Below are 25,268 nucleotides of genomic sequence, written 5' to 3'. Positions count from 1 at the left end.
CTTGCAAAAACCATCACAAGTTGCTTACCTGCGACGATGAAGTCCAGATTTCACCTCATTAACTCAGGATTATACCCTGAAACGTTACCACCTTGCTTTGTCTCCAATGACGCAAAGCGGGCATTCCACGGCCTAGTTGCGAATCTAGACGGGAAGAAGTTTCACGAACGAAAAACCGAATATGTTCGTTACAGTGGTACCAAACACGATGGTAGCCGTCGCTTCTTTGGCACGCCAAATATCGTATCATACTTCCATATTTCCAGCTTCATTTGGAAAAACTGGAAAAAATTCGAAAAAAATTATGAGCTGTCAAACTACTCAATAGGTATACCCAAGCGAATGGACGAGGGAGCCGAGCGTGCTGTAAAGGTGCCATCTCTATCGGAACTTTCAAAGCATACGTCCAAAAACCTTCGGTACGCTCCCTTTATTCTAAAAGCTGACATCGCACAGTGTTTTCCTAGCATCTACACCCATTCTATTGCTTGGGCAGCACATGGAATTGAAGAATCTAAGGGCGACACAAACAAAGACTCTACGGCAATCCGCTTTAACGCTCTAGATTTTTTTGTTCGCAATGCGCAGCGAGGAAATACACGCGGTGTTCTGGTTGGACCAGATGCCTACCGTCTAGTTGCCGAATTCATCCTATCAAAAATTGACCACGAGCTGGATAGCGCCGTAGGCGACACGATTGTTGGGGCGGTCAGGCACGTCGATGACTATTACATCGGCTTGCGAACCGAGCATGATGCTCAGTCCGTACTTTCACATTTGCGCGAAGTTTTGGCGACATACGAATTGAATCTGAATGATCACAAGACGAAAATATACTCGAGCTTGGAGCCGATCAACGATTTATGGGCGCAGCGGCTGCGCGATCATATGCCCAATCGGGGCCCTTTCAATAATACCTATGACAAGATTGAACGCGCTATATGTGAAGCCATTGACGCGGCCAAAGACAGCGGATCTGACAGCCCTATAAAAATCTTGTTCCGTTCATTCGATGAAGGACGAGTATATAACTCTGCTCACTGGGAGTTTGTAGAGAATAACATTCAACGAATAGTTCAAAAACATCCTCACGCTATTGATTATGCGTGCCTTCTTGTAGCGAAGCGGGTCGCACTTGGGGAGCCAATCGACAATGAAGGGTGGCTTTCTGTAGCCGAGATCATTGTCGGGCGCAGCTTGGCATTAAATCATCACCATGAAGTCCTTTGGATGGTGTGGTTGCTGATTGTGTGTGGAATCGATCTCCCCATACCGATGATCGAGGAGTTAACCAAATCCAGAAATGCACACATAAGAGCTCTTCTTGTCCAAGCTCACGTTGATGGAATTTTGAAGCGAAAGCCGAAACTAGGGCTAGGAAACAGTCTCAGCACTATGGATGCAAATTGGCTGGTCAACCTTGTTGCGCGCGCCCAAGGGTTTTCCGGCGCAAAATTTTCAGGTGACTTTGCTTCTGAGTTTGACTACCTGGCAAAGAAAGAAATTAAACTTATCGACTTCAATCAACATATTGACAGCATCAAGGTTCAAAACAAGAGGGCGATTAGCCGAACAAGGTACGGGTACGATGACGAAGGTGACGAAGACGACTTCCTAAACTTGCCAGACATTGGCTTTTAGGAGCGAACACCGATGCGACGAAATAGCGACGATTTCCAATCGTATCTCGTTGAGTTCAATTTGTTAACCTATAATCATGCTTGAGCGTTCAGCTAAGACTAATGGAGTTGCACCCGTGCATTCAACTCCGCCTGCAATGCTTCCAGTGTTGCCAGAGCATTCCAGCGTTCCGGTGTGTTTGGGGCGCTGGCGGCCAGAGCGTTGAAGGTTTTGCGCAGCAGGCCGCGCAGTTCGTTATCGCTGAGCTTTGCGGCTTCAAATCGTGTGGTGAGTTTCATTCTCTCCTCCTTTAGATCAAGGAGGCCCCGACCATCAGGGCCTTTCGGCCCCGTCCCCATCATCCTCGGCTCATAAAGGCCTGATGGTGGGCGGCTGCTCTTGATTGGAAGGAAGGGGAGAGAAATCACCTGTGCGATTTTATGCACGTTTGCACGGCGTTATAGCGGCAAGCGCTTGCCTCAAAACCTCTTTTCTGCTTTGACCGAGCAAACAAAAACGCGAGGAACACATGGGAATTGATCTGACTGGACTGAGCCCGGCGGAGCTGGACGCGCTGGCCAAAGACATTGAAGCCCGCAAGGTAGAAGTGGAAAAAGAAGCCAAGCAAAACGCCTATGCTGAAATTCTGGCCGTTGCCGAAAAACATGGCGTGTCATTCGAGGACGTGATTGCCTTGCATGGTGGCAAGGGGCGTAAGTCCAGCACGAAAGCTGCCGCCAAATACGCCAATCCAGAAGATCCGTCCCAGACCTGGAGCGGACGCGGGCGTAAACCCGCATGGGTTCACGCCGCTCTGGAAGCCGGGAAATCCATCGAAGACCTGGAAATCTAAAACGGGATCAGATCGTCGTCTTCCGGCTTTTTGCGGGCTGCATCTTTGAAGTCAAAGCACTCCTGCAATGCGTCCAGCTCGTCCTTACGGAAGACGACATACGCCCATTCGATGGCAAGACGCAGCATGTCTTCGGGCGTATCACAGTAAAAGCCGCTCATCTCATCGAGCATAGCAGCGTGCTTTTCTTTCAGGTTCAGCATTATTGTATGTCTCATGACAGTCTCCTTTCTCTAGCTGGGTGAATAATCGTCATCGCGGCCACGGGAGCGGTCACGGCTGCGCATATGATCAGAACCGCGCTCCCGCCCGCAATTTGGCTTTGGCCGGGTTTCCGGCACTTTGCGCAGCTTCATGGCTAGCGCCACATCGCGGTTCAGCTCTTGCAGCTTGGCCTGCTGTTTTTCCCGAGCCAGCTTCATTTGCCGCTGCAATGTGCGCCGTTCGGCCAGTTGCTTGCGGATGATGTCTTGCCTTTCGGTGCGGTCGCGGCTCTGCGCGCGGGCAATCTCGGCCTCGTTTTCTTGGCGGATTTTACGGTTCTTGCCCGTGATCCAGCCCCAGAGCCCGCGTATGCCTGTCGGCGTTCTGGCCGCGCGCGCTTTTTCTTCAGTAAGCCAGCGTTGCTGCTGCTTGCGTTTCAGATCATCGCGGATTTTGCGCTGGCGCTGCACCATCTGGTCGCGCTGGAACTTGGCCGCAAGATTAGCTTTCTCAGCTCTGGCGCGTTCCTCCTTCGCCCAGGCCTTGAGTTTGGGCGTAAGCTGCGCCGCCAAATGCGCTCTTGCCATATCCGTTGACAGCAATTCTTTCGGATCACCGAGGCGGGTTTTGAGCTCTTTCGTTTTCGCTCCAGTGCAGCGGGCGAGCGAATACACCTCACCGCGCCAATCCACCGCCACAAAGCCGCGTTTGTCACCACGGGCAAGCCAATAGCCATTCCCGTTGAGTGCCGCCTCAAAGGTCTTGCGGTCATCTGATCCGCTCCAGCATTCCCGGATCAGGGATTTGACCTCTCTCGGGTCTTGCTTGGTACGTTTGGCCTGCTGCCATTCCGCCAGCGTGAAGGATAGAGGATCGCGGTTTTTCTTGTCCTTGAACCCGTCCGGCATGCGCCAGCCATGTTCCAGATACAGCTCCCGTGAGATTTCATTCAGGCGGGTTTTGTAGTAGGGAAGCTCAATCGCTTTCATCTGCTCGCCGTCGATCCGCGACCAAACGGCATGGGCGTGCCTGCGCCCTTCCTTTTCATGGAAGACAATGGCGCGGGGCTGATTTTCTAGCCCAAGGCAGGTTTCAGCGCGGGCAATGGCCGCTTCAAACGCCCCCACTGGCACATCTTCATGTTCCAGCGGGTTGAGGCTGAGGGAGAACAGATGCTTTTGGCAGCGCGTACCGCGCGCCACCGCTTCACATTCCTGCATCGCGCCCGTCAGGTCATCGGCGGCAAAGCCGCGCAGATCGAACAGCTCCACATGGTCATTGTCGCGGTCATTCAGCAAATGCCGCGCCAGTTCCTTGCCATGTGCCCGCTGATTGCCTTTGAGGATCATGCGCCGCCTCCATCGAGGCCAAGCGCCTCGATCAGCGCCGCACGCATTTTGGCGATATCAGAACAGGCCTCACGCAGTTCGGATTCGATTTCAGGATGGACAGGCAGCGTGCCCGTGTTTACGGCGCGGGCGAGCTGATTGAGGTTGCTGGAGAGATGTGATTGCCCCAGAGCCGCCAGAACGCGCCCCAGAGCCTCATGATCAGCCACAGGGTTGGTATTCCTGCGCCGCACCTTCTGGAGATCCTGCGCGAATAGCACGGCCTTGATATATGCGCCCAGAGGCACGCCGTTGGCCGCTTCTTCGAGCTTGGCGCGTTCCTCAAAGGTCAAACGCAGCGAAAACGGCGCTTCGCGTTTTTTGCGCTCTTTGGCGGGCTTTGCCGCTAGATCGTTGAAATTATGGTGCGAATTCGTCATCGTCGCACCTCAGATCATTACGATCAAAAGATGCGAGATGGCGTTCCCAGTCCTGAAGGATATCGAACAATTGGTTCGATTCTTCTCCAGTTAGGTCCACCATCTTCCCCTATATATTGATGGTTGATGGTGGTACAGCCCCGAGACCGCGGTTACTGCCACGGTTTTGCAGGCGGCAAAAAGAGCCCGCATCGGAATGCGGGCTAAACTGCTGTTCCGAGTAAGCTTTTCCAGTGTCAGGCGGTTTCCGCCACGGCCTTTCCGGCCCAGACGGCGAGGGCCTCCAGGTCGGTGGGCGCGGCCTCGGCCATGCCATCTGCGAATGCGCAAAAGGCCTCCAGGTTCATCCTGTTCACACCCGAGAGCACCGGGATACCCATCGCCAGCGCCTCGCCGATCACCGGTCTGAGGCCACGTCCCGCGGCCTCGTGCTTACCGAACTTGTTGACGATCAGCAGCTGCGGCGCGGGGGCCGCGTGCAGCGATGCGGTGACCAGCGCCACCGCCTGCTCGAGCGCCTCAGGGTTCAGCCGGCAGCCGCGCGCGCCGGGGCCGAGCGATTGCGAAATCCGGATGATCTGCTGCCCCGGCAGCACCCGCACATCCATGTCGCAGAGCGCACTGTCATGGCATTCCGTGTTGGTCTGCACGATGCCCGCCAGACGCACCCCGCGCGCTTGCAGTTCAGCCGCGAGATCCGTCAGCAGCCGGTCGGTGGCGCCGCGTTCCTCGGTCATCACATAGGACAGGTGCATAAGTCTCTTCTCCTGTAGCCGCCGGACCCGCCGGACGGGGTTGAGCGGGGTGAGTCATTGGCAGGTAAAACGATGCCGGGGTCAATCCCCCTCCCTGCCTCATGGAAACGGCGGGAGGCCGATAACCGGGGTATGCAGCGCCAGCAGCACCAGAAACAGCCCCGCTGCCAGCGCCGCCTGCGAGCCCGAAGGGCGCAGACGGGCGGGATTGAACCATGCGGTATCCCGGCTGAGGCGCAGCCATTCCGCCTGCCCCAGTTCGCCCTGCCTGCGGCAGTCGATCATTGCCATGCCTGCCAAAGCAAAGCCCGCGAAAAGGCCGAATAGCAGCGCATGCGCCAGATCGCCGTTGGCCAGCAGATGCGCCCCGGCCCAGAGCGCCATGGCCGCAAGCAACGGGTGGCGGCTGGCCGCCAGCACCCCGGGCTTGGCCGGGTCGAAGCTGCCCGGGCCTGCGCCGCCGAAGCTGAGCGGGTTCTGTCCGCACACCCCAGCCACTGCAAACAGGCATGCGAAAGGCATCACCAGGAGCGGCACCCAGCGCAACACGTCCCAGGGCGGCAGGATGCCCATATAGGGCGCCCGCGCCGCCGCGCCGATCAGCCAGGCGAGAATTGCCAGAGACAGCAGGCTGTAGCCGAGAATGTAGCCCCTCAGCCCCAGCCGCGCGATGAGCCAAGGGCGCAGCGGCGGACGCACCGGAATGGCGTGGCTCGCCAGAAACAGCAGCAAAGCCGCAATGAATTCGAACCAGCCGCCCATGCGGCACCTCCTGCCGATAGTTTGGTTTCAGATACGTGCACCGACGGCGCGCGGGGGACGATCCGGAGGGGCTTAGCTGGAAGTTTATCCCGGCCAAGCCCGTACGCCCTCGCGAGGGACTTTGCCTCCGCCAAATCGCCGCCGCATTAGGGGCGCCGGCGATGCGCGGCGGCTTTCGGCCTTGTTCCGCGCCGGGATGAGCCGGAACCAGGATGCAAAGGGCGCCGCGGGGGCGCCCTTTGAACGATCTCACCCTCGGGCCCTCACAGCCCCAGGGCCCTTCGCCGCTCCTCGGCGAAGCCCTGCACCATTCGGTCGGCGATCAGCGCGAGGATCGCCATCGCCGCCCCGGCGGAGATGCCAAGCCCCACATCCGCCTGTCCCAGCGCGAGGTAAATCGACTGGCCGAGGCCGGTTGTGCCAATGAGCGCGGCGATCACCAGCATCGCAAAGGCATAAAGGATCGTCTGGTTCAGCCCCAAGAGGATCGAGGGAGCCGCATAAGGGGCGCGGATATCCTTCAGCATCTGCCAGCGGGTGGCACCGGCGGCGGTGGCGGCCTCAATCATTTCCTCGGGCGTCGCGGTCAGCCCGTGCCGCGTGTAGCGGATCATCGGCACGATGGCATAGGCGATAATCGCGAGGAAAGCCGAGAACTCGCCAATCTGGAACACCATCAGCACCGGGATCAGGAAGACAAAAAGCGGGATCGTCTGCAGCATGTCGCAGATGGGCCGCACGATCCGCCAGGCCATGGGCGAGACCGCGGACAGAAGCCCGATGCCCCCGCCCAGCACTGCGCAGGCAAAGACTGCGGCGCCGGAGAGATAGAGCGACAAGAGCGCCCGTTCCCAGAGCCCCGAGACCAAGATCGTCGTCAGCAGGATCACTGTCATCAGCGCCAGAGAGCGCCCGCCCGCGACCCACGCCAGCGCGCCCGCCCCTGCCAGAACAAAGGGCCAGGGCAGCTGGGAAATTCCGGTTTCAAGCACCCCGGCCGCGATCAGCAGCAGGAGCCCGAGCGCAAGGCGGCCGCGCAGCGCACAGGCTACCGCCGCCACGCCCCCGGCGGCAAACAGTCCAAGGCTCATCGCGGGTGTCCAGGAGAACCCCCAGGTGAACGGCAGCACCGACTGATCCAGCCCGATCCGGAGCGGCAGCAGCACATAGAACATCACGCTGTTCTTCACCGCCGTGAGCGTGGCGGCATGGGCGGTCGTCCAGGCGGAAAGCCCGGCATCCACCTGGTCCGCCACGGGATCGAACAGAGCATAGCGGCCCGGTGCCTGGGCGCTGTCCCACAGAACCAGCGTCGCCAGCACCCCGGCGCCAAGGATCCCCCAGGCCACCCGGCGGTCATGGCGCTTGCGGCGGTCCTGGGTCAGCGTGCCGCTCATCCGGTCGATCAGGATGGCAAAGACCACGATCACCAAGCCTGCCAGCAGGCTCTGGCCGAACTGCGCCTTGCGCATGGTCAGCAGGACCTCCCAGCCGATGTCGTCAAAGCCGCCGATCACCGCCGCGATGATCACCATCGACAAGGCTGCCATCAGGCATTGGTTGACGCCCACCATGATCTGCTGCCCGGCGGAGGGGATTTCACATTGGAACAGCTGCTGAAAGCGGGTGCCGCCGGCCATGACGGCGGCTTCCTTGATCTCCGGCTCGACCCGCTCCAGCCCCAACAGCACATTGCGCGCCATCGGCGGCGCAGCATAGATGGCGGACGCAATGAGGCCGACCACGGGGCCAAAGCCGAACAGCACCAGAAGCGGCGTGAGATAGGCAAAGGTCGGCACCGTCTGCATCACGTCCAGCACCGCCTGCACCGGCTTGCGCAGGCGCGGCATCTCGTTCGCAAGGATGCCGATCCCGCCGCCCAGGATCAGCGCCAGCGGCACGGAGACCGCGACCAGCGCCAGCGTGTTCATGCTCTCGGGCCAGTACCCTGAGGCGAGCACGAACCCCAGCCCCACCAGCACCATCAGCGCCATTGGCAGCCCGCCGAGTATCCAGCCGAGCGCAGCGGTGGCGGCGATCAGGAGCGGCCAGGGTGTGTGGCTCAGCAGTGCATTGGCCCAGTCCATCGGATAGAACATCAGCGCCGAAAAGCCGCGCGCGGCGGGTTTGATCAGCGCCAGGAACCATTCCAGCCCCGCGCCCACCCATTCGGTCGCAGGCAGCACCCAGGCGGCGGGAAATTTCCACAGCCACGGCGCCACGCCTTCCAGCACCAGGCAGAGCGCGCCCACGGCCGCCGCGAGCAGCGCAGCCCAGGCGCCCTTGGTCACCGCAGCCATCAGCCCTGCTCCACCTGCAGGGCGGCAGCGAGATCGGCAGGGTTCACCACCCCGACCAGCCGCCCGTCGGCTCCGCGTACTGGCACCGGTTCGTATAGCTCCATGCAGCGCGCGAGGGCCGCATCCAGGGTCATGTCCTGACGCAGGCCCGGATCGTCGGCGCCATGGGCCAGTCCCTCGCCCGCCTGCATGACGGAGGCGACGCGGGCATGACGGCCCTTGGCGACATCCTTGGAGAACTCGCGCACGTAGTCATCCGCCGGGCGCAGCACGATATCGGCCGGGGTGCCGATCTGCACGATCTTGCCATCGCGCATGATGGCAATGCGGTCGGCAAGCTTCAGCGCTTCGTTGATGTCATGGGTAATGAAGACGATGGTGGTCTTCAGCTTGGCCTGGATCTCCAGGAATTCGTCCTGCAGCTGACGCCGGATCAGCGGATCGAGCGCCGAGAAGGGCTCGTCGAGGAACCAGACCGAGCAGTCCGCCACCAGCGAGCGCGCGATGCCGACCCGCTGGCGCTGGCCGCCGGAGAGCTCGCGCGGGTAGTTGCCCTCGCGCCCGCCAAGGCCAACGAGGTCGATCACCTCCTGCGCCTTCGCGAGCCGTGCCTTGCGGCGCACGCCCTGCACCTTCAGCGGGTAGGCCACGTTGTCGGCCACTGTCATATGCGGAAACAGGCCGAAATGCTGGAACACCATGCCCAGCTTCTTGCGGCGCAGCTCGATCAGCCGCCTGGGGCTGGCCTCGACGATGTTCTCGCCGTCGATGCGGATTTCGCCGCCGGTGGCATGCAAAAGGTGCGAGATGCAGCGGATAAGGGTGGACTTGCCGGAGCCCGACAGCCCCATGATCACAAACAGTTCGCCTTCCTTTACGTCAAAGGACGCATCCTGCACCGCCGGGATCAGCCCCTTGCCGCGCAACTCCTCCGCGGCGGCGGCGGGGGTATCATGCCGGGACAGCGCCGCCTTCAGGGCGCTGTCCGCGTTGGGGCCAAACACCTGCCAGACGTTCCGGCAGGTGATGGCAGGTGTATCCGTAGCGGTCACTGGGCGGCGCTCACTCGGTTGCAGCCTCAACCACCGGGCGCCATTTTTCCTCGTTGGCGGCCATCCACTCGGCGACAACCTCTTCGACCTTGCCCCCGTCCACGTCGACCGCGCCCATCATCGGCTGCTGGTCCTCGACCGAGAGCGTGTAGTTCGACAGGATCTCATAGGCCGCGGGCCACTTTTCCTCCATGCCGGCCCAAGCCGCCTTGAAAATGCGCGAGGGAGAGAAGTCGCAATCGTTCACCGCATTGGGGTTCGGGCCCCAGGCCGGATCCGTGAAGCAGGCCTCGTCGCCCGGGGGCAGCTCAACGAATTTCACGTCATAGGCCGACATCGCCCAATGCGGCTGCCAGAAGGTGATGAGCAGCGGCGTCTTGCGTTCGGTGGCGGCACGCAGCTCGACGATAAGGGCCGCTTCGGATCCCGCGGGCACTGCCTTGAAGGGCAGCTCCAGCCCCGCCATGCGGTCAGCGCCAGGGGTGCCCCAGTCAGCCGGGTAATCCACCAGGCGCCCCTGCGGCAAGGTTTCGGCGGTGGCGAATTGCGGCGCGCAGTCCTTCAACGCTTCCCAGGCCGGCAAACCGGGGCAAAGCTCCGCGACATGCGCGGGGTAAGCGATGCCTTCCTTGGCGTCGAGCTCAAGGTCGCCGAGCTCGACGATGGTGCCCTCCTCCACCTTATTGGCGTATTCGTCGGATACGTTGGAAGACCAGATTTCCAGCGTCGCGTGGATGTCGCCGTCGGCAATCGCCTGGAACTGGTTCATCATGCCGGCGGAGACATATTCGACGTCATAGCCCGCAGCCTTCAGCATCTCGCCCGCGATATGGGTGGTCACATGCTGGCCGGTCCATTCGTTCAGCGCCAGCTTGATCGGCGTGCCGGTATCGCCCAGCTCAGCCGCAGAGGCGAGGCCAGCGGCGGCGCTCAGCGCGGTGGCGCCCAGAGCGGCGGCAAATGCGTTCAATTTCATCAAATCTCTCCCTGTGTTGCCGCCAGTCTAACGAGCCTCGGTACGGAACGGCCCTGTCTCCTGCTGCCGGAGCCTGCGGCTCCACAATGTGCAAAGGCGCTGCAGCCCAATCCTGGCGGCTTGTCTCCTGTTCCGGCCTTGCGCCCGCGTCAGCCTGTCTGCCAACTGTGGCTGCGGCCTGCACAAGTTCTCGACCGATTTGCGGCAGTTTGCCAGCGAAAAACGGCACCTCCACCCAGATTTTCTGACCGGCGCTTCAAATATTGGACCGCTGGGCCAAGAATGGCGGCCGGACATGGGACTTCGCTTCGCCCCGGCCGGCTGCTTCCGGACCACTGTATGGCAGCGACGCGGAAAAAACCGCCCCCATTCCTGGAAGCGGTTTCCGTTTTGGCCGCTGCGCCTCCCCGGCAGGCCCGGGACACAGCCGCGCCTCCGGCCCGCGGGCCTGACTCAGCAGGCGCCAGAGCGCGGCGGGAGGCTCAGGTGCCGGACTTGCCGGTAGCCTTGTCGACCAGAGGCTCCCATTTGGCGCGGTTGACCGCCAGCCAGCCAGCGGCGGCACCCGCGTGGGATTCGCCTTTCACGTCCACCATGCCCAGAAGCGGCTGCTGATCCCAGATACTGAGTGTAAAGTTGCTGAGGATCTGATGCGCAGCCGGGAACTTGTCCTTCAGGCCGACCCAGCCGGCCTTCACCACGCCACCGCGCACGATGTCGCAATCGCCGGTGGCATTCGGGTTCGGGCCCCAGGCGGGGTCGCTGTGGCAGGCAGGTTCCGGCTTTGGCAGGCGCACGAATTGCAGCGCGTAGGAGGACATCGCCCAGTGCGGCTGCCAGAAGGTAGCGATAACCGGGCGTTTTTCCGTCATCGCGGCACGGAACTCCTCAATCATGGCGGCTTCGGACTCGGCGACCTCATACTCGAAGGGCAGCTCCAGCGCGCGCATCCGGTCCGCCCCCGGGGAGCCCCAGGTGGCCGGGTAGCCGAGGTAGCGCCCTTTCGGGCCCTTGCCGTCCTTGGAGAAAATGTGCGCGCAGTCACGCAGCGCCTCCCACTTGGGCAGGCCCGGGCACATTTGCGACACGAAGGCGGGGTAGACGATGCCATTGCGCGCCTCCAGCCCCATGTCGCCAAGGGAGACCACATTGCCCTCTTCCAGCGCGGCGTAGTAGGCTTCGGGCGAACTGGTGGTCCAGACCTCCACCGCGGCGTGCAGGCCTCCGGTTGCCATGTCCACGTACATACCGTTGGGATCGGCTTCCACGTATTCGACAGTGTAGCCCGCATGTTCCAGCATCCCGCCCACGATGTAGCTGGAGATCTGCTGCCCGGTCCAGTTGTTGAGGGCCAGGCGGATCGGCGTCTTCACATCGCCAAGATCCGCGGCCGCTGCAGGCAATGCCAGCACCGCCGCCGCCACCGCCAGCGCAAACCCCTTGAAATTCATTAATGTCTCTCCCGTAGTACCAGATGACAGCCGCGGCCGGTGCGGCGCGCGCCTGCTGGGAAACTAGCCTTGCGAGATTGACAAAGGATAACCGGACGCAACGGAATACTGCGCAAATCCGCAGCACTACGCCGCATTTTGCAAATCCCCCGCAAAAATCGGCGGGAGCGTCAGGCCTCCTTGCGGGCCACCAGCCAGACCGGATCATAACTCAGCGGCAGGCGCCCCCCGCGGCCGAAGCGTTCCTGATACGCCGCCTCGAATTCGCGCAGCCTGGCCCGGCTCCAGCCCTGGCGCGCGTTGCCGTTGACGCCAGTCAGCCTGAGATGGCGCAGCAAGGTGCGGATATTCCCGAATTCCAAGACCATAGGACGCTGCTCCAAGGCTACGAGCCGCAGCCCCTCCGGCAGAATCGCAGGCCATTCCCGCGCATCCAGATAGCTGGGCGCCGCCGCATTGGAGCCAAGCGCTGCCAGCTCGCGGAACTGGCGGCGGCCGAACCCGGAAAGCGCAAGCCAGCCGCCCGGGCGCAAATGCGCCGTGAGCCGCGCCATGAGCGCGGGCAGATCATCCAACCATTGCACTGTCGACGCCGAGGCAATCAGATCCAGCCCGGCAGGCAACGGCAGCGCCTCTACCGGGCCGGGCAGAATATCCAGCGCGCCGTAATGCGGCCGCGCGGCGCGGGCTGTCGCGGCGGCGGCCTCCGGCACCAGGTCATTGAGAGTGAGACGGCCGATCTCAAACCGCTCTGCCAGCGATGCGGTAAGATGGCCAGTGCCGCAGCCGAACTCCAGCGCAGCGTCCAGCCGGCGGGGCGCGCCCTGGTCCGCCAGAAGCGCGGCAAGACGGCTGGCAATCTCGGCTTGAACGGTCGCGTGGCGGTGGTAGCTGCTTAGGCCGCGGCGGAAACTCTGCCGCACACGGGATTGGTCGAAGCCGGACTGTGCCGGGCTAGCGGGTTGCGGGGCGCCTGTCTGAAGGGCGGGGACGTCTCTCATTGAAACAGCTCCTCCCAGGCGGAGAAATGGGCAAAGGGCACATGCGGGGCCTTGATGCGGCGCACAGGCAGGCCGGCCCAGGCGCGGGAAAGGCTTGCCGGCGGGAAGATCCGGTCATCCTCGCTGATCCAGACGCGGTCGAAGGGCAGCCGTGGCGCGTCCCCGCGCTGCTCCACCGCGATCAGCTCGGCCCGGCGCGCCTCCACGTCGAGCATTCGCGCAGGCTGCGGAACACCGAAGGCGCGCGTCAGGAACTGCTGGTAGCTGTCGAGGCTGAGGTTTTCGGCGGTCTTGCGGAAGGTCAGCGGCGCGATGCCTGCGGCACGGCTGACCGGCTGGAGGCTGCCGTTCACCGCCACCTTGGCGGCAAACGGATCCGCCCTGCCCTGCTGCCAATGGGCATATGAGGCGACGCCGAAAGACCAAGCCAGGAGCCGCACCCTCCGGTAGGAGGAGAGATCAGGCAGATCGGCACGCAGGTCACTGTAACCGCTTACAAAAAGTATATCCTCCGGGCCTTTGAGATGATCGAAGACCTCCGGCCCGATGGCCCAGCCGCCGAATACCACGATGGCCTCCTCCGCCCCTTCTTGCTTGAGCCAGCGGACCTCCACCTACAGCTCCCCTGCCAGGCGCAGCATGCCTGCTGTGATCTCGCTCAGCGCCTCGGGGCCGGTGACGAACGGCGGCATGCAATAAATGTTGTTGCCGAAGGGGCGCAGGAAGACCCCCATCTCCTTGGCCCGCGCGTGCGCCGCATCGGCAGAGACGCGGTGCCGCATCTCGATCACTCCGATTGCGCCCAGCACCCGCACATCGGCCACATTGGGCAGATCACGCGCCGGCGCCAGCTCGGCCGCCATCTGCTCGGCTACCGCCGCCACCGTGCCGCGCCAGTCCTGCCCGGTGAGGAGGTCGAGCGACGCCTTGGCCGCGGCACAGGCAAGCGGGTTTGCCATATAGGTCGGCCCGTGCATGAAGATGCCCGGATTGCCGCCCCCGATGCCTTCCGCGACACGGTCGCTGGTCATGGTGCACGCAAAGGAGATATGCCCGCCAGTGAGCCCCTTGCCGAGGCAGATGATATCGGGCTCCACCGTGCAGAAGTCCGTCGCGAAGAGCTCACCCGTGCGGCCGAAGCCGGTGGCGATCTCATCGAAGATCAGCAGGATGCCGAACTCGTCACACAGCGCACGCGCCTGGTTCAGGTATTCGGGGTGGTAGAAATACATGCCGCCGGTGCCCTGCACGACGGGTTCAAGGATGAAAGCGGCGATCTTTTCTGCGTTCGCCTCAAGCACCGCGCGCAGCTCGCCCAGGCCGTTGCGGGCCGGGTCGTCCACCCAGTCCTCGCGGATGCGGATGGGCGGGCGGGAGACGAAATGCTGCACGCTCAGCGCGCCCTGGAACAGATGGTGCATACCGGTGTCCGGGTCGCAGACGCTCATCGCCTTCCAGGTGTCGCCGTGGTAGCCCGAGCGGATGGTGGCGAACTGGCTGCGGCCCGGATACCCTTTCGCGTGCTGGTACTGCACCGCCATCTTCATCGCCACCTCGACAGAAACCGAGCCGCTGTCGCAGTAGAAGATGCGGGTGAGGCTTTCGGGCGTGATCTCCAGGAGCTTACGGCCCAGATCGATTGCCGGATCATGGGTCAGCCCGCCGAACATCACATGCGGCAGCGTGTCGAGCTGGGCGCGGATGGCGCCGGTGATGGCCGGATGGCGGTGGCCGTGCATCATGCACCACCAGGAAGACATCGCGTCAATCAGGCGGCTGCCGTCGTCCAGCGTCAGATAGAGGCCCTCGCTCTCCTTCACCACGTAGGTGGGTCCGGGTCTCTCCACGTTCGTATAAGGGTGCCAGAGATGTTTCTGGTCAAACTCCAGCGGGCTTAGCCTCGACGCGCTCATGCCAGCGCCTCCCGGATCAGGTCCAGGTTGATGTTTTCGTCAAAGGCTTTTGCCAGCGTCTCAGGCGTGAGCGCCTCCAGCCGCGGCAGCCGCCCCAGGTGCGGCACGTTGCCGAACTGGATGATGGTTTCCTCCACCTCCGGCGCGGCGTCGCCAATGAAGGCAATGCCGGTGACCGGGCAGCCCAGATCATGCAGTGCGATCAGCGACAGGAGCGAATGGTTGATGGTGCCGAGCCGGGTGCTGGCACAGAGAATCACCGGCGCGCCCCAAGCGGCAAATAGGTCGATGTAAAGCTCGCGCCGGTTCAGCGGCACCATGACACCGCCCGCACCCTCGACCACCAAGGGGCCTTCCACCTCAGGCAGGCGCAGGTTCGCGGTGTCGATCTCGCGCCCCTCGGCCTCGGCCGACAGATGCGGCGAGGCGGGCAGCTGCAGCAGGTATTCCTCGGTCAGCGCCGGACGGCCGGAAAGGCGGCGGACGATCTGGCTGTCGGTTTCCTCCTCCAGTCCCGATTGCACCGGCTTCCAATAGGTGGCCTGGAGCGCCTGCACCAGCCCGGCGGAAAAGACCGTCTTGCCGATGCCGGTGTCGGTTCCGGTCACGATGACTGCGCTCATGCGGCGGCCTCCAATTGGATTGCGAGGGTTTCGAACATCCCGGTGATGATCCCGGGGGTGACATTGAGGGTGATGGGCAGCCGCAGCCGCGCGGTGCCGCGGGGCACGGTGGGCGGTCGGATGCCGCGGATGTCGTAGCCCGCCGCCTGCATTGCCGCCGCAAGCGCCATGGTGCGCTTGTCGCCGCCGATGGGGATGGGGAGGATCTGGCTTTGGCAGCCTTCCTGCCCGCAGAGCCGCTGCGCCTCGGACTGGGCGTGGCGGATATTTTCCCAGGCGCGCTCGCGCAGGGTGGGATTGCCCGCCAGCTCCTTCAGCGCCGCCCGCACAAGTGCTGCATTCAGCGGCGAGGGAGCGGTTGCGTAGATGAAGCCGCGGGCCTTGTTGATCAGGGTCTCGATCAGCGCCTGCGCCCCGCAGATCAGCGCGCCGGACACGCCCAGCGCCTTGCCGCAGGTGTGCAAAGTGAGCACACGGGGGTGCTGCGCAATCCCGTGCGCCAGGCCGCGGCCCTGATCGCCGAAGACGCCGGTGGCATGAGCTTCGTCGACCACCAGCACCGCGTCCTCGGCTTCGGCCAGCGCCTGCAAAGCCTCAATCGGCGCGAGGTCGCCGTCCATGGAATAGACCGCCTCCACCGCGATCCAGACCTGCCCGTCCCCGCCGCCCGCGCGCCAGTCGCGCAGCACCGCGGCGGCGTCTTCCGCGTCGTTGTGGGCGAACCTGCGGGTCTCGGCCCGGCCTAGCCGCATACCGTCGTGGGTGCTGGCGTGGATCAGCGCGTCATGCAGCACCAGATCGCCCTGCTGCGGCAAGGTGGAGAAGATCGCGAGGTTGGCGTTGAAGCCGCCGCCCATCAACAGCGCCGCTTCGGTCCCGAAGAAGGCGGCGGCCTCGGCTTCCAGCCGCTGGTGCTCGCCGTCGTTGCCGCGCAAAAGCCGCGAGCCGCCCGCGCCCACCGGCACGCCGCGGGCGAGCGCATCCGCTGCGGCGGCGCGCAGCACATCGCTGCCCGCAAGGCCGAGGTAATCGTTGGAGGCAAAATCATGCCCTTCCCGCGGCATCAGCTGCCGGTAGCGCCCGCGTGCGCGCAGCTCCTCCAGCCCGCGTTCATGCCTCGGGAACGCGCCCGCCATCAGCGGCTGCCGTCACATCCGGCGGCCATCGCGGTGATGCCGAGCCGGTCGAACAGCTGCTGGTCCTTGTCTTCCTCGGGGTTGTCCGCTGTGAGCAGCGTGTCGCCCACGAAGATCGAGTTGGCCCCGGCGAAGAAGCACATCGCCTGCATCTCGTCCGACATGTCGGTGCGGCCCGCGGAGAGGCGGACGTGGCTCTTCGGCATCAGAATGCGGGCCAGCGCCACGGTGCGCACGAATTCGATCGAGTCGAGCTTCGCAACATCGGCAAGCGGTGTGTCAGCAATCGGGATCAGCATGTTCACCGGCACCGAATCCGGGTGTTCTTCCAGCGTCGCGAGCGCCAGCAGCATGTCGATGCGGTCCATCTGCTGTTCGCCCATGCCGACGATGCCGCCGGCGCAAACCTTGATTCCCGCCTCGCGCACCCGGTTCAGCGTGTCAATCCGGTCGGCGAAGGTGCGGGTGGTGATGATCTCGGAGTAGTAGCGCTCGGAGGTGTCGATATTGTGGTTGTAGTAGTCGAGCCCGGCATCACGCAGGCGGAATACCTGGTCGTCGTCCAGCATGCCGAGCGTCATGCAAGTCTCCATGCCCAGCGCCTTAACGCCCTGCACCATGGCCTCCAGCGCCGCCATGTCGCGGTCCTTGGGCGAGCGCCAGGCCGCCCCCATGCAGTAGCGCGTGGCGCCGCCTTCCTTGGCCTTGCGGGCCTCGGCAATCACCCGTTCCACCTCAATCAGCTTGGAGGCGGAGAGCTTGGCGCCATTGCGCGCCGACTGCGAGCAGTAGGCGCAGTCCTCGGCGCAGCCTCCGGTCTTGATGCTCAAGAGCTTGGATTTCTGCACCTGGTTCGGGTCGAAGTGCTGGCGGTGCACGCTCTGGGCCTGGAACAGCAGGTCCATCAAAGGCTGGTTGTAGATCTTCTCCGCTTCCTCGCGGGTCCAGTCGGTACGGATGGGGGCTGCGTCCAGCATACTGTCTCCTGTTGGCTTGAACCGCGCGGCGCGCAGCGCCTCGGCGTTTGGATTTTTATAGATAATTTTCGATCCCGCTTGCAAGCGGGCAAATACTGGAGGCCAAAGGCGCAGCGAAAAACCACGTATCGCGATGATATCGTAGGGAAAAAACTATCTACAAAAATACCTGTTGACGCTACCGCCCCGCCTCCCCTAGGCCTTAAGCCACGCAGGGGAGTCCCGCCAAGGGGACTGAGAGGCGCACGGGTCCGGGGCAACTCCGGGCCGGCGGCGCGACCCTTAGAACCTGACCCAGTTGACACTGGCGTAGGAAGCTAGGACCGCACCGCCCCCTGTTCGTGGGGTTGCCGCAGCGCAGGTGCATTCCGTCTCGCAGGCCCCGGCACGCCGGCCCGGCCCGCAGGTTTCCCAGCCAAACCTCACCTGGTGTCTTTTTGAGTGAACGGCTTGAGGAGCACCACCATGACCATCCGGACCGAAGGCAGCACGCCCGCCCCGAAAATTACGGCCGGGCCGCTGCCCGCCTCCCGCAAGATCCACGTCGCGGGCAGCCTGCATCCGCAGATCCGCGTGCCGATGCGGGAGATTTCCACCCACCCTACCGCGGGCGAGCCGCCGCTGCCGGTCTACGACAGCTCCGGTCCCTACACCGACCCGGAGGCGGAGATCTCGATCCGCAAGGGCCTTCCGGCACTGCGCCGCGACTGGATCCTGGCGCGCAGCGATGTGGAGGAATACCGCGGCCGCGACGTGAAGCCCGAGGACAACGGATTCGTCGAAGGCGACCGGCTGGTGCCGGAATTCCCGGTGAAACCCGCCCCCTTGCGCGGCACGGGCGGCAAGGCGCCGACCCAGCTGGCCTATGCCCGCGCAGGCATCATCACGCCGGAAATGGAGTTCGTCGCGATCCGCGAGAACCAGCTGCGCGAGCTGTCGCCGTGCCACAGGGATGGCCATGATTGGGGCGCCAATATTCCCGACTACGTAACGCCGGAATTCGTGCGCTCGGAAATCGCCGCCGGCCGCGCCATCATCCCTGCGAACATCAACCACCCGGAAATTGAGCCGATGATCATCGGCCGCAATTTCAAGGTGAAGATCAACGCCAACATGGGCACCTCCGCTGTCACCTCCTCGATGGAGGAGGAAGTCGACAAGCTGGTCTGGGCGATCCGCTGGGGGGCCGACACGGTGATGGACCTCTCGACGGGGCGCAACATCCACAACACCCGCGAATGGATCATCCGCAACTCGCCGGTTCCAATTGGCACAGTCCCGATCTACCAGGCGCTGGAGAAGGTGAACGGCATCGCCGAGGACCTGACCTGGGAGGTGTTCCGCGACACGCTGATCGAGCAGGCGGAGCAGGGCGTCGATTACTTTACCATCCACGCGGGCGTGCGGCTGCACATGGTGCCGATGACGGTGAACCGGGTGACGGGGATCGTCTCGCGTGGCGGCTCGATCATGGCGAAGTGGTGCCTGCATCACCACAAGGAATCGTTCCTGTATGAGCATTTCGAGGAAATCTGCGACATCTGCCGCCAGTATGATGTTTCCTTCTCGCTGGGCGACGGGCTGCGCCCCGGCTCCATCGCCGACGCCAATGACGAGGCGCAGTTTGCCGAGCTGGAGACACTTGGGGAGCTCACCAAAATTGCCTGGGCCAAGGACTGCCAGGTGATGATCGAGGGGCCGGGCCATGTCGCCATGCACAAGATCAAGGCGAACATGGACAAGCAGCTTGAGTGTTGCCACGAGGCGCCGTTCTACACGCTGGGGCCGCTGACCACCGACATCGCGCCGGGCTATGACCACATCACCAGTGGCATCGGGGCGGCGATGATCGGCTGGTTCGGCTGCGCGATGCTGTGTTACGTCACCCCCAAGGAACACCTGGGCCTGCCCGACCGCGACGACGTGAAGATCGGGGTGATCACCTACAAGATCGCCGCCCATGCCGCCGATCTCGCCAAGGGGCTGCCCGGCGCCCAGCGCCGCGATGATGCGCTGAGCCGTGCGCGGTTCGAGTTCCGCTGGGAGGATCAGTTCAACCTCTCGCTCGACCCGGACACCGCGCGCGAGTTCCACGACCAGACCCTGCCGAAACAAGCCCACAAGGTCGCGCATTTCTGTTCCATGTGCGGGCCCAAGTTCTGCTCCATGCGGATCAGCCACGATATCCGCGCCGAGGCGCAGAAGGAGGGGATGGAGGCAATGGCCGCCAAGTTCCGCGAGGGCGGTGAATTGTACGTCCCCGCAGCCGAGGCAGCGGAGCCGGCCGAATGATCACCATCGCGGGCGCGGGCCTTGCGGGCCTCGCCTGCGCCTATGAACTGGCGCAGCGGGGTGCGGCGGTCACCGTCTATGAGCGCAGCGATACCTTGGGCGCAGACAGCGTGTCGCGATTTGCCGGCGGCATGCTTTCGCCCTGGTGCGAGCGGGAAAGCGCGGAGGAGGAGGTGATCACCCTCGGCAGCCGCGCCTTCGGCTGGTGGGCCAGGATCACACCGGTCCACAGGCGCGGCACGCTGGTGGTGGCACCTGCCCGCGACGGCGGCGAACTCACCCGCTTTGCCCGCCGCACCGCCAATTTCCAGCTGCTGCGCGAACCGCAGATTACCGCGCTGGAACCGGCGCTTGCCGGACGCTTCGCCACCGGGCTGCACTTTCCGGAAGAAGCACACCTGGACCCGCGCCGCGCGCTCAACGATCTGGCGGCCAAGGTGCAGGAAATGGGGGTGGAGATCCGCCTCGCCACCCCGGCGCCCCGGGGCGTGACGCTCGACTGCACCGGCATGGCGGGGGGGCTGCCGTCCTTGCGCCCGGTGCGCGGCGAGATGGCGGTGCTGCACTGCCCCGAAGTGGAGATCACCCGCACGCTGCGCCTCCTGCACCCGCGGATGCCGCTTTACCTCGTTCCCCGCGGTGAGGGCCGCTACATGATCGGCGCCACCATGATCGAGAGCAGTTCGGACCGGCCCATAAGCCTGCGCTCGCTCAGCGAGCTGCTGAGCGCCGCCTTTGCCCTGCACCCGGGCCTTGCCGAGGCGGCAGTAGTGGAGACCGGCGCGGGTCTTCGACCCGCCTTCCCCGCCAACCTGCCGATGGTGCTGGAGAAGGACGGCACGCTCTACCTCAACGGGCTTTACCGGCACGGCTTCCTGCTGGCCCCCGCAATTGCCGCCCAAGTGGCGGACCGCCTGATACCGGAGATCTGCGATGAAGATATACGTGAACGCGCAACCCTTTGAGATCACCGCAGCCACTTTGGCCGCGGCGCTGGACGAGCTGGGCTTCGCCAGTTCCGCCACCGCCACGGCGCTGAACGGCCAGTTTGTGGCTTACGAGCGGCGCGGCGACACGCCGCTCGCCGAGGGCGACCGGCTGGAAGTGCTGGCGCCGATGCAGGGAGGCTGAGATGCAGCTTTACGGACACGAACTTACCTCGCGCCTGCTGCTGGGCACGGCTCAATACCCCTCCCCTGCCACTTTGTCCGCCGCGATCGAGGCCAGCGGCACGGATATCGTCACCGTCTCGCTCAGGCGCGAGACCGCGGGCGGCTCGGGCGCGGGGTTCTGGGAGCTCCTGAAGGAAACCGGCTGCCGCATCCTGCCCAACACCGCGGGCTGCCATTCGGTGCAAGAGGCGGTGACCACGGCGCATATGGCGCGCGAGCTGTTTGCAACGCCCTGGATCAAGCTGGAGGTGATCGGCCATGCCGACACGCTGCAGCCGGACGTCTTCGGGCTGGTCGAAGCGGCGCGCATTCTCAGCAGCGAGGGATTCGAGGTCTTTCCCTATATGACTGACGACCTGGTGGTGGGGGAGAAGCTGTTGGAAGCAGGTTGCGAGGTGCTGATGCCCTGGGGCGCACCGATCGGTTCGGGCCAGGGCCTGCGCAACCCGGACGCCCTGCGCGCCATGCGGGCGCATTTTCCCTGTGTGCCGCTGATCGTCGATGCCGGCATAGGGCGGCCCTCGGACGCCGCACAGGCGATGGAGCTGGGGATGGACGCGGTTTTGCTCAACACCGCAGTGGCAAAAGCGGGCGACCCGGTGCGCATGGCGGCAGCGATGGCGCAGGCGATCGAAGCGGGCCGCGCGGGCTTCCTGGCCGATCCGATGGAGCGGCGCGACATGGCGGTGCCCTCGACCCCGGTGCTGGGCCTGGCGGAGCTGGCGTAATGGAGCGCTTCTACCTGATCGTGGGCCACGTCGGCCAGCTGGAGCTGCTGGTGCCGCATGGCGTGAAGCTGGTGCAGCTCAGGATAAAAGATCAGCCGGAGGCCGAAGTCCGCCGCCAGATTGCCCGCGCCCGCGACTTCTGCGCGGTGCATAACTCCCGGCTTGTGGTGAACGACCACTGGCAGGCCGCTCTGGACCTGAACTGCGGCTTTGTTCACCTCGGCCAGCAGGACATGGACACCGCCGACCTCGCCGCGCTGCGCCGCAAGGGCGTGCGGCTGGGCCTTTCCACCCATGACGAAGCGGAGCTGGAGCGCGCACTTTCGGCCGGCCCCGATTACGTGGCACTGGGGCCGGTCTACCCGACGCGCCTGAAGCAGATGAAATGGGCGCCGCAGGGTCTGGAGCGGGTTAAGCGTTGGAAGCAAATGGCAGGCACGACACCTCTGGTCGCAATTGGCGGCCTCACGCCGGAGCGGCTGCCCGGGGTCTTTGCCGCGGGCGCCGACAGCGCCGCGGTGGTGACTGACATCCAGACTGCTGAGGACCCCGAGGCGCGCACGCGGCTCTGGGTCGAGGCCTGCCGGGCATGAGCCGCTACGCGCGTCAGACGGCGCTGCCCGAGGTCGGCCCTGAAGGCCAGGCCCGGCTCGCCCGTGCGCATGTGCTGGTCGTTGGCGCCGGGGGGCTCGGCTGCCCGGTGCTGCAATATCTGGCCGGTGCCGGGGTGGGCGAGATCACCGTAATGGACCCGGACTTGGTGGAGGAGAGCAATCTGCACCGCCAGCCGCTCTACGCCATGGCGGACATCGGCGCCTACAAGGCTGAGGCCGCCCGCCGCCGCCTGCTTGCCGCCAACCCGGGCGTGCGGCTGCACCCGCACGCCCGCGCGCTCGATGCCGCCAACGCGGGCCAGGCGGTGCGCCATGCCGATCTGGTGGTGGATGCGGCGGACAGTTTCGCGGTCTCCTACATCCTGTCAGACGAATGCCTGGCGCAGGGAAAACCGCTGATCTCGGCCTCGGTTTTGGGGCAAAGCGGTTATGCCGGGGGCTTCTGCGGCGGCGCGCCGTCCCTGCGGGCCGTGTTCCCGGATCTGCCCGCTCAGGCCGCGACCTGCGCCAGCGCCGGGGTGATGGGGCCTGCGGTGGGTACTATCGGCGCGCTGCAGGCCCAGATGGCCCTGCAGGTCCTGCTGGGGCAGACGCCCTCGCCACTCGGGCAAATGTTCACGTTGCGTCTTGCATCGCTGGAGTTAGGCAGTTTCCGTTTCGACCAAGCCAGCGAGCCCTCCAGCCCCCTGCCTTTCACCGCCGCCACGCTGCTTACTCCGGAGGATCTGGCGGTGGAGCTGCGCGATCCCTCCGAGGCCCCGAAACCCGCGGTGCCCGGCGCGCTGCGGCTGCCGCGGGAAGCGCTGTCCGCTGCCGCCCTGCCCCGCGACAAGCGCATCGTGCTCTGCTGCCAGTCAGGCCTGCGGGCTTGGAGGGCCGCGGCAGAGCTGCGCGCGGCGGGCTATGAGAACCTCGCCCTGCTCGCTGCCGGAACGGCCGCATGACAGCGATCCTGGCGGCGGGCGGCACCGATTCCAGCGGCGGTGCCGGGCTCACCCGCGATGCGGCGATGGCGGCGGCACTGGATGTTTCGCTGCGCCCGGTGGTGACCGCGGTGACGGCACAGACAGATTGCGCGGTGGAAGCGGTCTACCCGGCTGCCCCCGAGGAGGTGGCTGCCCAGGCCCTCGCCGCGCTTGCCACCGCGCCCGGGCCGCGGGCGGTGAAGACAGGCATGATCGGCTCGCCGGCGCTGGCCGCGGCGCTGGCAGCGGTTTTGCCACTTGAGATCCCGCTGGTCCTCGACCCGGTACTGAAGGCGAGTTCGGGGGGAGACCTGATGCCGGCGGACGGCTTTAACGGTCTGTTGCAGAGGGCCGCCCTGATCACCCCGAACCTGCCGGAGCTTGCGGAACTCTCCGGCCGCGGCGGCAGCATGGAGGCGCAGGTGGAGACGCTGCTGGCAGAGGGCGTGCAGGCGATTCTGGTCAAGGGCGGGCACGGTGCGGGGCGCGACAGCACCGACCATTTGTTCACGGCCAGCGGCGAAGAGCACGTCTTTGCCGCGCCGCGGCTGGCAGTGTCGCGGCGCGGTACGGGATGCAGCCTCGCCACCGCCATTGCCTGCCACCTGGCCAAAGGCGAAACTCTGGCAGAAGCCTGCCGCGCTGCCAAATCCGCGGTCCGCCGCTGGCTTGCGGGCTAAACCGCACCAGCGGGGCGGGCAGAAAGCCGTTACCGGCGATCGGCATTCGTGCTTTCAGCGCGCCAGCATGCGCCCCACCCCGCCCGTCAGAGCACGTTCAGGGTGGCCTTCACCCGGTCCATCACGACCGAAGTCTTGAAGCGGCTGATGTTGGATTCATCAAAGAAATAATCCTGCGTGAACGCCTCGTATTCCTTGATGTCCGCAACCGTCAGGATGAGCAGGAAATCCGCCTCCCCCGTGGTGTAGTAGCATTGCTGCACCGCTGGAGCCTGGCGCATGCGGCGCTTGAAGGCGTCGAGATGCGCACGGCTTTCGCGCTCCAGCACCACCTCCACGATCACTGTCATCTCCCGGCCCAGCTTGGCCGGATTCAGCACCGCGATCTCGCGCTCGATCACGCCACTCGCGCGCAGCTTCTGCAGCCGCTTCTGAACCGCCGCGGGCGACAGGCCGACATCCTGCCCGATGGTCTCGGCGGTGAGGCGGGCGTTCTCCTGCACTAGCTGCAGGATCTCCTGGTCCTTGGCATCCAAATTCCGTTCCTCCTCGCAAGCAAGCTGCCGGGCGATGAATTCCGTCGCGCAATGCCGGTATCCTACCATCCTGCCGCCGGGATGTCCGGTATTCTTGCAACAGGCCCGGCGCAAGCAGGCCGGCAGCAGGCGGGAGACGGCAAATGCGGCTGGAATATGAGACGGATGCAGGGCTGGGCGCTCGGGCGGCGCTCGGGCTCATCGTGCTGGCGGCGGACGAGACTCTGGAAGCGGAAAGCGCCCGGCTGACCCGGCTGCCGGGGGTTGCGCTCTATCACAGCCGCATCCCGATGGCGCCGGTCATCAGCCAGGAGACTCTGACCTGCATGGCAGCGGATCTGCCCGCGGCAGCAGGGCTGTTGCCAGGGCCGGCCGCGCGCGGTGTGATTGGCTATGGCTGCACCTCGGCGGCGGCGGTGATCGGGTCCGATAACGTCGCCCGCGCCATCCGCTCCACCTGCCCGGAGGCCCGCGTGACTGACCCGCTGGCGGCGCTCATCGCGGCCGGGCAGCACCTGGGAGTCCGGCGGCTCGGGTTTCTCAGCCCCTATGCGGCTGAAGTCTCGCAGCGGTTGCGGGAGCGGCTGGTGGAAGCCGGTTTCGAGATCGCGGCCTTCGGCTCCTTCGAGGCCGAGGACGACCGGGTGGTGGGCCGGATCACGCCGGAGGCCATCGCCGCGGGTGTCCTGCACGTCGCGGAGGCTGCCGCCTGCGACGCGCTTGTGATCTCCTGCACCAGCCTGCGCTGCCTGGACGTGATCCCGCAAATCGAGGCGCAAACCGGCCTGCCTGTTCTCACCAGCAACCAGGCGCTGGCCTGGCACATGCTGCGGCTGGCGGGCATTGAGGACCGGCGCCCGGATTTCGGCCGGCTGCTGGCCTGAGCGGGG

General features: G+C 64.5%; 27 protein-coding genes. 10 read left to right on the top strand and 17 right to left on the bottom strand.

The window, feature by feature from the left end; translation table 11 throughout:
- Positions 1-36: 36 nt before the first annotated feature.
- On the top strand, positions 37-1,641 hold the full coding sequence (locus ACOHWE_RS10865) for an RNA-directed DNA polymerase (protein ID WP_420666313.1): 1,605 nt from the start codon (positions 37-39) through the stop codon (positions 1,639-1,641).
- Between the two features lie 98 nt (positions 1,642-1,739).
- Here ACOHWE_RS10865 and ACOHWE_RS10860 read toward each other — a convergent pair whose 3' ends face one another.
- Complete coding sequence (locus tag ACOHWE_RS10860; RefSeq protein ID WP_420666312.1) at positions 1,740-1,919, bottom strand: hypothetical protein; 180 nt, start codon at positions 1,917-1,919, stop codon at positions 1,740-1,742.
- A gap of 230 nt (positions 1,920-2,149) precedes the next feature.
- Here ACOHWE_RS10860 and ACOHWE_RS10855 point away from each other — a divergent pair, with 230 nt between their 5' ends.
- Complete coding sequence (locus ACOHWE_RS10855) at positions 2,150-2,473, top strand: H-NS histone family protein (protein ID WP_420666311.1); 324 nt, start codon at positions 2,150-2,152, stop codon at positions 2,471-2,473.
- Here the strand turns inward: ACOHWE_RS10855 and ACOHWE_RS10850 are convergent.
- The 15 genes from ACOHWE_RS10850 to bioB form a co-directional block, all read right to left on the bottom strand.
- Entirely contained in the window at positions 2,470-2,691 is a 222-nt protein-coding gene (locus ACOHWE_RS10850) for a hypothetical protein (RefSeq protein WP_420666309.1), read from the bottom strand. The two genes, ACOHWE_RS10855 and ACOHWE_RS10850, sit on opposite strands and share 4 nt — an antisense overlap.
- A 15-nt stretch (positions 2,692-2,706) precedes the next feature.
- Positions 2,707-4,026, bottom strand: coding sequence for a relaxase/mobilization nuclease domain-containing protein (locus tag ACOHWE_RS10845; RefSeq protein WP_420666307.1), 1,320 nt, complete (start codon positions 4,024-4,026; stop codon positions 2,707-2,709).
- On the bottom strand, positions 4,023-4,445 hold the full coding sequence (locus tag ACOHWE_RS10840) for a hypothetical protein (RefSeq protein ID WP_420666305.1): 423 nt from the start codon (positions 4,443-4,445) through the stop codon (positions 4,023-4,025). The genes ACOHWE_RS10845 and ACOHWE_RS10840 overlap by 4 nt, the downstream gene beginning before the upstream one ends.
- 236 nt (positions 4,446-4,681) lie before the next feature.
- On the bottom strand, positions 4,682-5,200 hold the full coding sequence (locus ACOHWE_RS10835; protein WP_420666303.1) for a DUF2478 domain-containing protein: 519 nt from the start codon (positions 5,198-5,200) through the stop codon (positions 4,682-4,684).
- A gap of 99 nt (positions 5,201-5,299) precedes the next feature.
- On the bottom strand, positions 5,300-5,962 hold the full coding sequence (locus ACOHWE_RS10830; RefSeq protein WP_420666302.1) for an NnrU family protein: 663 nt from the start codon (positions 5,960-5,962) through the stop codon (positions 5,300-5,302).
- A gap of 263 nt (positions 5,963-6,225) precedes the next feature.
- Complete coding sequence (locus tag ACOHWE_RS10825) at positions 6,226-8,262, bottom strand: ABC transporter permease (RefSeq protein WP_420666301.1); 2,037 nt, start codon at positions 8,260-8,262, stop codon at positions 6,226-6,228.
- Entirely contained in the window at positions 8,262-9,314 is a 1,053-nt protein-coding gene (locus tag ACOHWE_RS10820) for a quaternary amine ABC transporter ATP-binding protein (RefSeq protein WP_420666299.1), read from the bottom strand. The genes ACOHWE_RS10825 and ACOHWE_RS10820 overlap by 1 nt, the downstream gene beginning before the upstream one ends.
- A 10-nt stretch (positions 9,315-9,324) precedes the next feature.
- Positions 9,325-10,290, bottom strand: coding sequence for an ABC transporter substrate-binding protein (locus ACOHWE_RS10815; protein WP_420666297.1), 966 nt, complete (start codon positions 10,288-10,290; stop codon positions 9,325-9,327).
- A gap of 482 nt (positions 10,291-10,772) precedes the next feature.
- A complete protein-coding gene (locus ACOHWE_RS10810) occupies positions 10,773-11,741 on the bottom strand; it encodes an ABC transporter substrate-binding protein (protein WP_420666296.1) in 969 nt (322 codons plus the stop codon).
- A 170-nt stretch (positions 11,742-11,911) separates the two neighbouring features.
- Positions 11,912-12,742 (bottom strand): methyltransferase domain-containing protein, encoded by an 831-nt coding sequence (locus ACOHWE_RS10805; RefSeq protein ID WP_420666295.1) that lies wholly within the window; start codon positions 12,740-12,742, stop codon positions 11,912-11,914.
- Positions 12,739-13,356 (bottom strand): pimeloyl-ACP methyl esterase BioG family protein, encoded by a 618-nt coding sequence (locus ACOHWE_RS10800; RefSeq protein ID WP_420666294.1) that lies wholly within the window; start codon positions 13,354-13,356, stop codon positions 12,739-12,741. Before ACOHWE_RS10800 ends, ACOHWE_RS10805 begins: the two co-directional genes overlap by 4 nt.
- Positions 13,357-14,655: an adenosylmethionine--8-amino-7-oxononanoate transaminase gene (bioA, locus tag ACOHWE_RS10795; RefSeq protein WP_420666293.1), complete on the bottom strand. Its 1,299-nt coding sequence runs from the start codon at positions 14,653-14,655 to the stop codon at positions 13,357-13,359.
- Positions 14,652-15,278, bottom strand: a complete 627-nt coding sequence (bioD, locus tag ACOHWE_RS10790; protein WP_420666291.1) for a dethiobiotin synthase — start codon at positions 15,276-15,278, stop codon at positions 14,652-14,654. Before bioD ends, bioA begins: the two co-directional genes overlap by 4 nt.
- A complete protein-coding gene (locus tag ACOHWE_RS10785) occupies positions 15,275-16,414 on the bottom strand; it encodes an 8-amino-7-oxononanoate synthase (protein ID WP_420666290.1) in 1,140 nt (379 codons plus the stop codon). Before ACOHWE_RS10785 ends, bioD begins: the two co-directional genes overlap by 4 nt.
- Positions 16,414-17,391, bottom strand: coding sequence for a biotin synthase BioB (gene bioB / locus ACOHWE_RS10780; protein WP_420666288.1), 978 nt, complete (start codon positions 17,389-17,391; stop codon positions 16,414-16,416). The genes ACOHWE_RS10785 and bioB overlap by 1 nt, the downstream gene beginning before the upstream one ends.
- Positions 17,392-17,856: 465 nt before the next feature.
- Here bioB and thiC point away from each other — a divergent pair, with 465 nt between their 5' ends.
- From thiC to thiD, 7 genes are read left to right on the top strand one after another with little or no spacing between them, the layout of a single operon-like run.
- Positions 17,857-19,683, top strand: a complete 1,827-nt coding sequence (gene thiC / locus ACOHWE_RS10775; RefSeq protein WP_420666287.1) for a phosphomethylpyrimidine synthase ThiC — start codon at positions 17,857-17,859, stop codon at positions 19,681-19,683.
- Positions 19,680-20,648, top strand: coding sequence for an FAD-dependent oxidoreductase (locus ACOHWE_RS10770; RefSeq protein WP_420666285.1), 969 nt, complete (start codon positions 19,680-19,682; stop codon positions 20,646-20,648). Before thiC ends, ACOHWE_RS10770 begins: the two co-directional genes overlap by 4 nt.
- The gene (gene thiS / locus ACOHWE_RS10765; protein ID WP_420666284.1) at positions 20,617-20,814 is read left to right on the top strand and encodes a sulfur carrier protein ThiS; all 198 of its coding nucleotides are present in this window, start codon (positions 20,617-20,619) and stop codon (positions 20,812-20,814) included. The genes ACOHWE_RS10770 and thiS overlap by 32 nt, the downstream gene beginning before the upstream one ends.
- A 1-nt stretch (position 20,815) precedes the next feature.
- Positions 20,816-21,583 carry a thiazole synthase gene (locus tag ACOHWE_RS10760; RefSeq protein WP_420666283.1) on the top strand — a complete coding sequence of 256 codons (768 nt, stop codon included), beginning with the start codon at positions 20,816-20,818 and terminating at the stop codon, positions 21,581-21,583.
- Positions 21,583-22,176: a thiamine phosphate synthase gene (locus tag ACOHWE_RS10755; protein ID WP_420666282.1), complete on the top strand. Its 594-nt coding sequence runs from the start codon at positions 21,583-21,585 to the stop codon at positions 22,174-22,176. Before ACOHWE_RS10760 ends, ACOHWE_RS10755 begins: the two co-directional genes overlap by 1 nt.
- Positions 22,173-23,141 carry a ThiF family adenylyltransferase gene (locus ACOHWE_RS10750; protein ID WP_420666281.1) on the top strand — a complete coding sequence of 323 codons (969 nt, stop codon included), beginning with the start codon at positions 22,173-22,175 and terminating at the stop codon, positions 23,139-23,141. Before ACOHWE_RS10755 ends, ACOHWE_RS10750 begins: the two co-directional genes overlap by 4 nt.
- Positions 23,138-23,842 carry a bifunctional hydroxymethylpyrimidine kinase/phosphomethylpyrimidine kinase gene (gene thiD / locus ACOHWE_RS10745; protein ID WP_420666279.1) on the top strand — a complete coding sequence of 235 codons (705 nt, stop codon included), beginning with the start codon at positions 23,138-23,140 and terminating at the stop codon, positions 23,840-23,842. The genes ACOHWE_RS10750 and thiD overlap by 4 nt, the downstream gene beginning before the upstream one ends.
- An 86-nt stretch (positions 23,843-23,928) precedes the next feature.
- Here the strand turns inward: thiD and ACOHWE_RS10740 are convergent, their stop codons facing one another.
- The gene (locus tag ACOHWE_RS10740; protein WP_420666277.1) at positions 23,929-24,378 is read right to left on the bottom strand and encodes an Lrp/AsnC family transcriptional regulator; all 450 of its coding nucleotides are present in this window, start codon (positions 24,376-24,378) and stop codon (positions 23,929-23,931) included.
- A gap of 143 nt (positions 24,379-24,521) precedes the next feature.
- On the opposite strand from ACOHWE_RS10740, the gene ACOHWE_RS10735 reads away from it, so the two are divergent.
- Positions 24,522-25,262: a maleate cis-trans isomerase family protein gene (locus ACOHWE_RS10735; RefSeq protein ID WP_420666276.1), complete on the top strand. Its 741-nt coding sequence runs from the start codon at positions 24,522-24,524 to the stop codon at positions 25,260-25,262.
- Positions 25,263-25,268 lie beyond the last annotated feature (6 nt).

This window comes from Cribrihabitans neustonicus, assembly GCF_048820895.1.
GTDB lineage: Bacteria > Pseudomonadota > Alphaproteobacteria > Rhodobacterales > Rhodobacteraceae > Cribrihabitans_A > Cribrihabitans_A neustonicus.
This window is presented reverse-complemented; position numbering and strand designations above follow the sequence as displayed.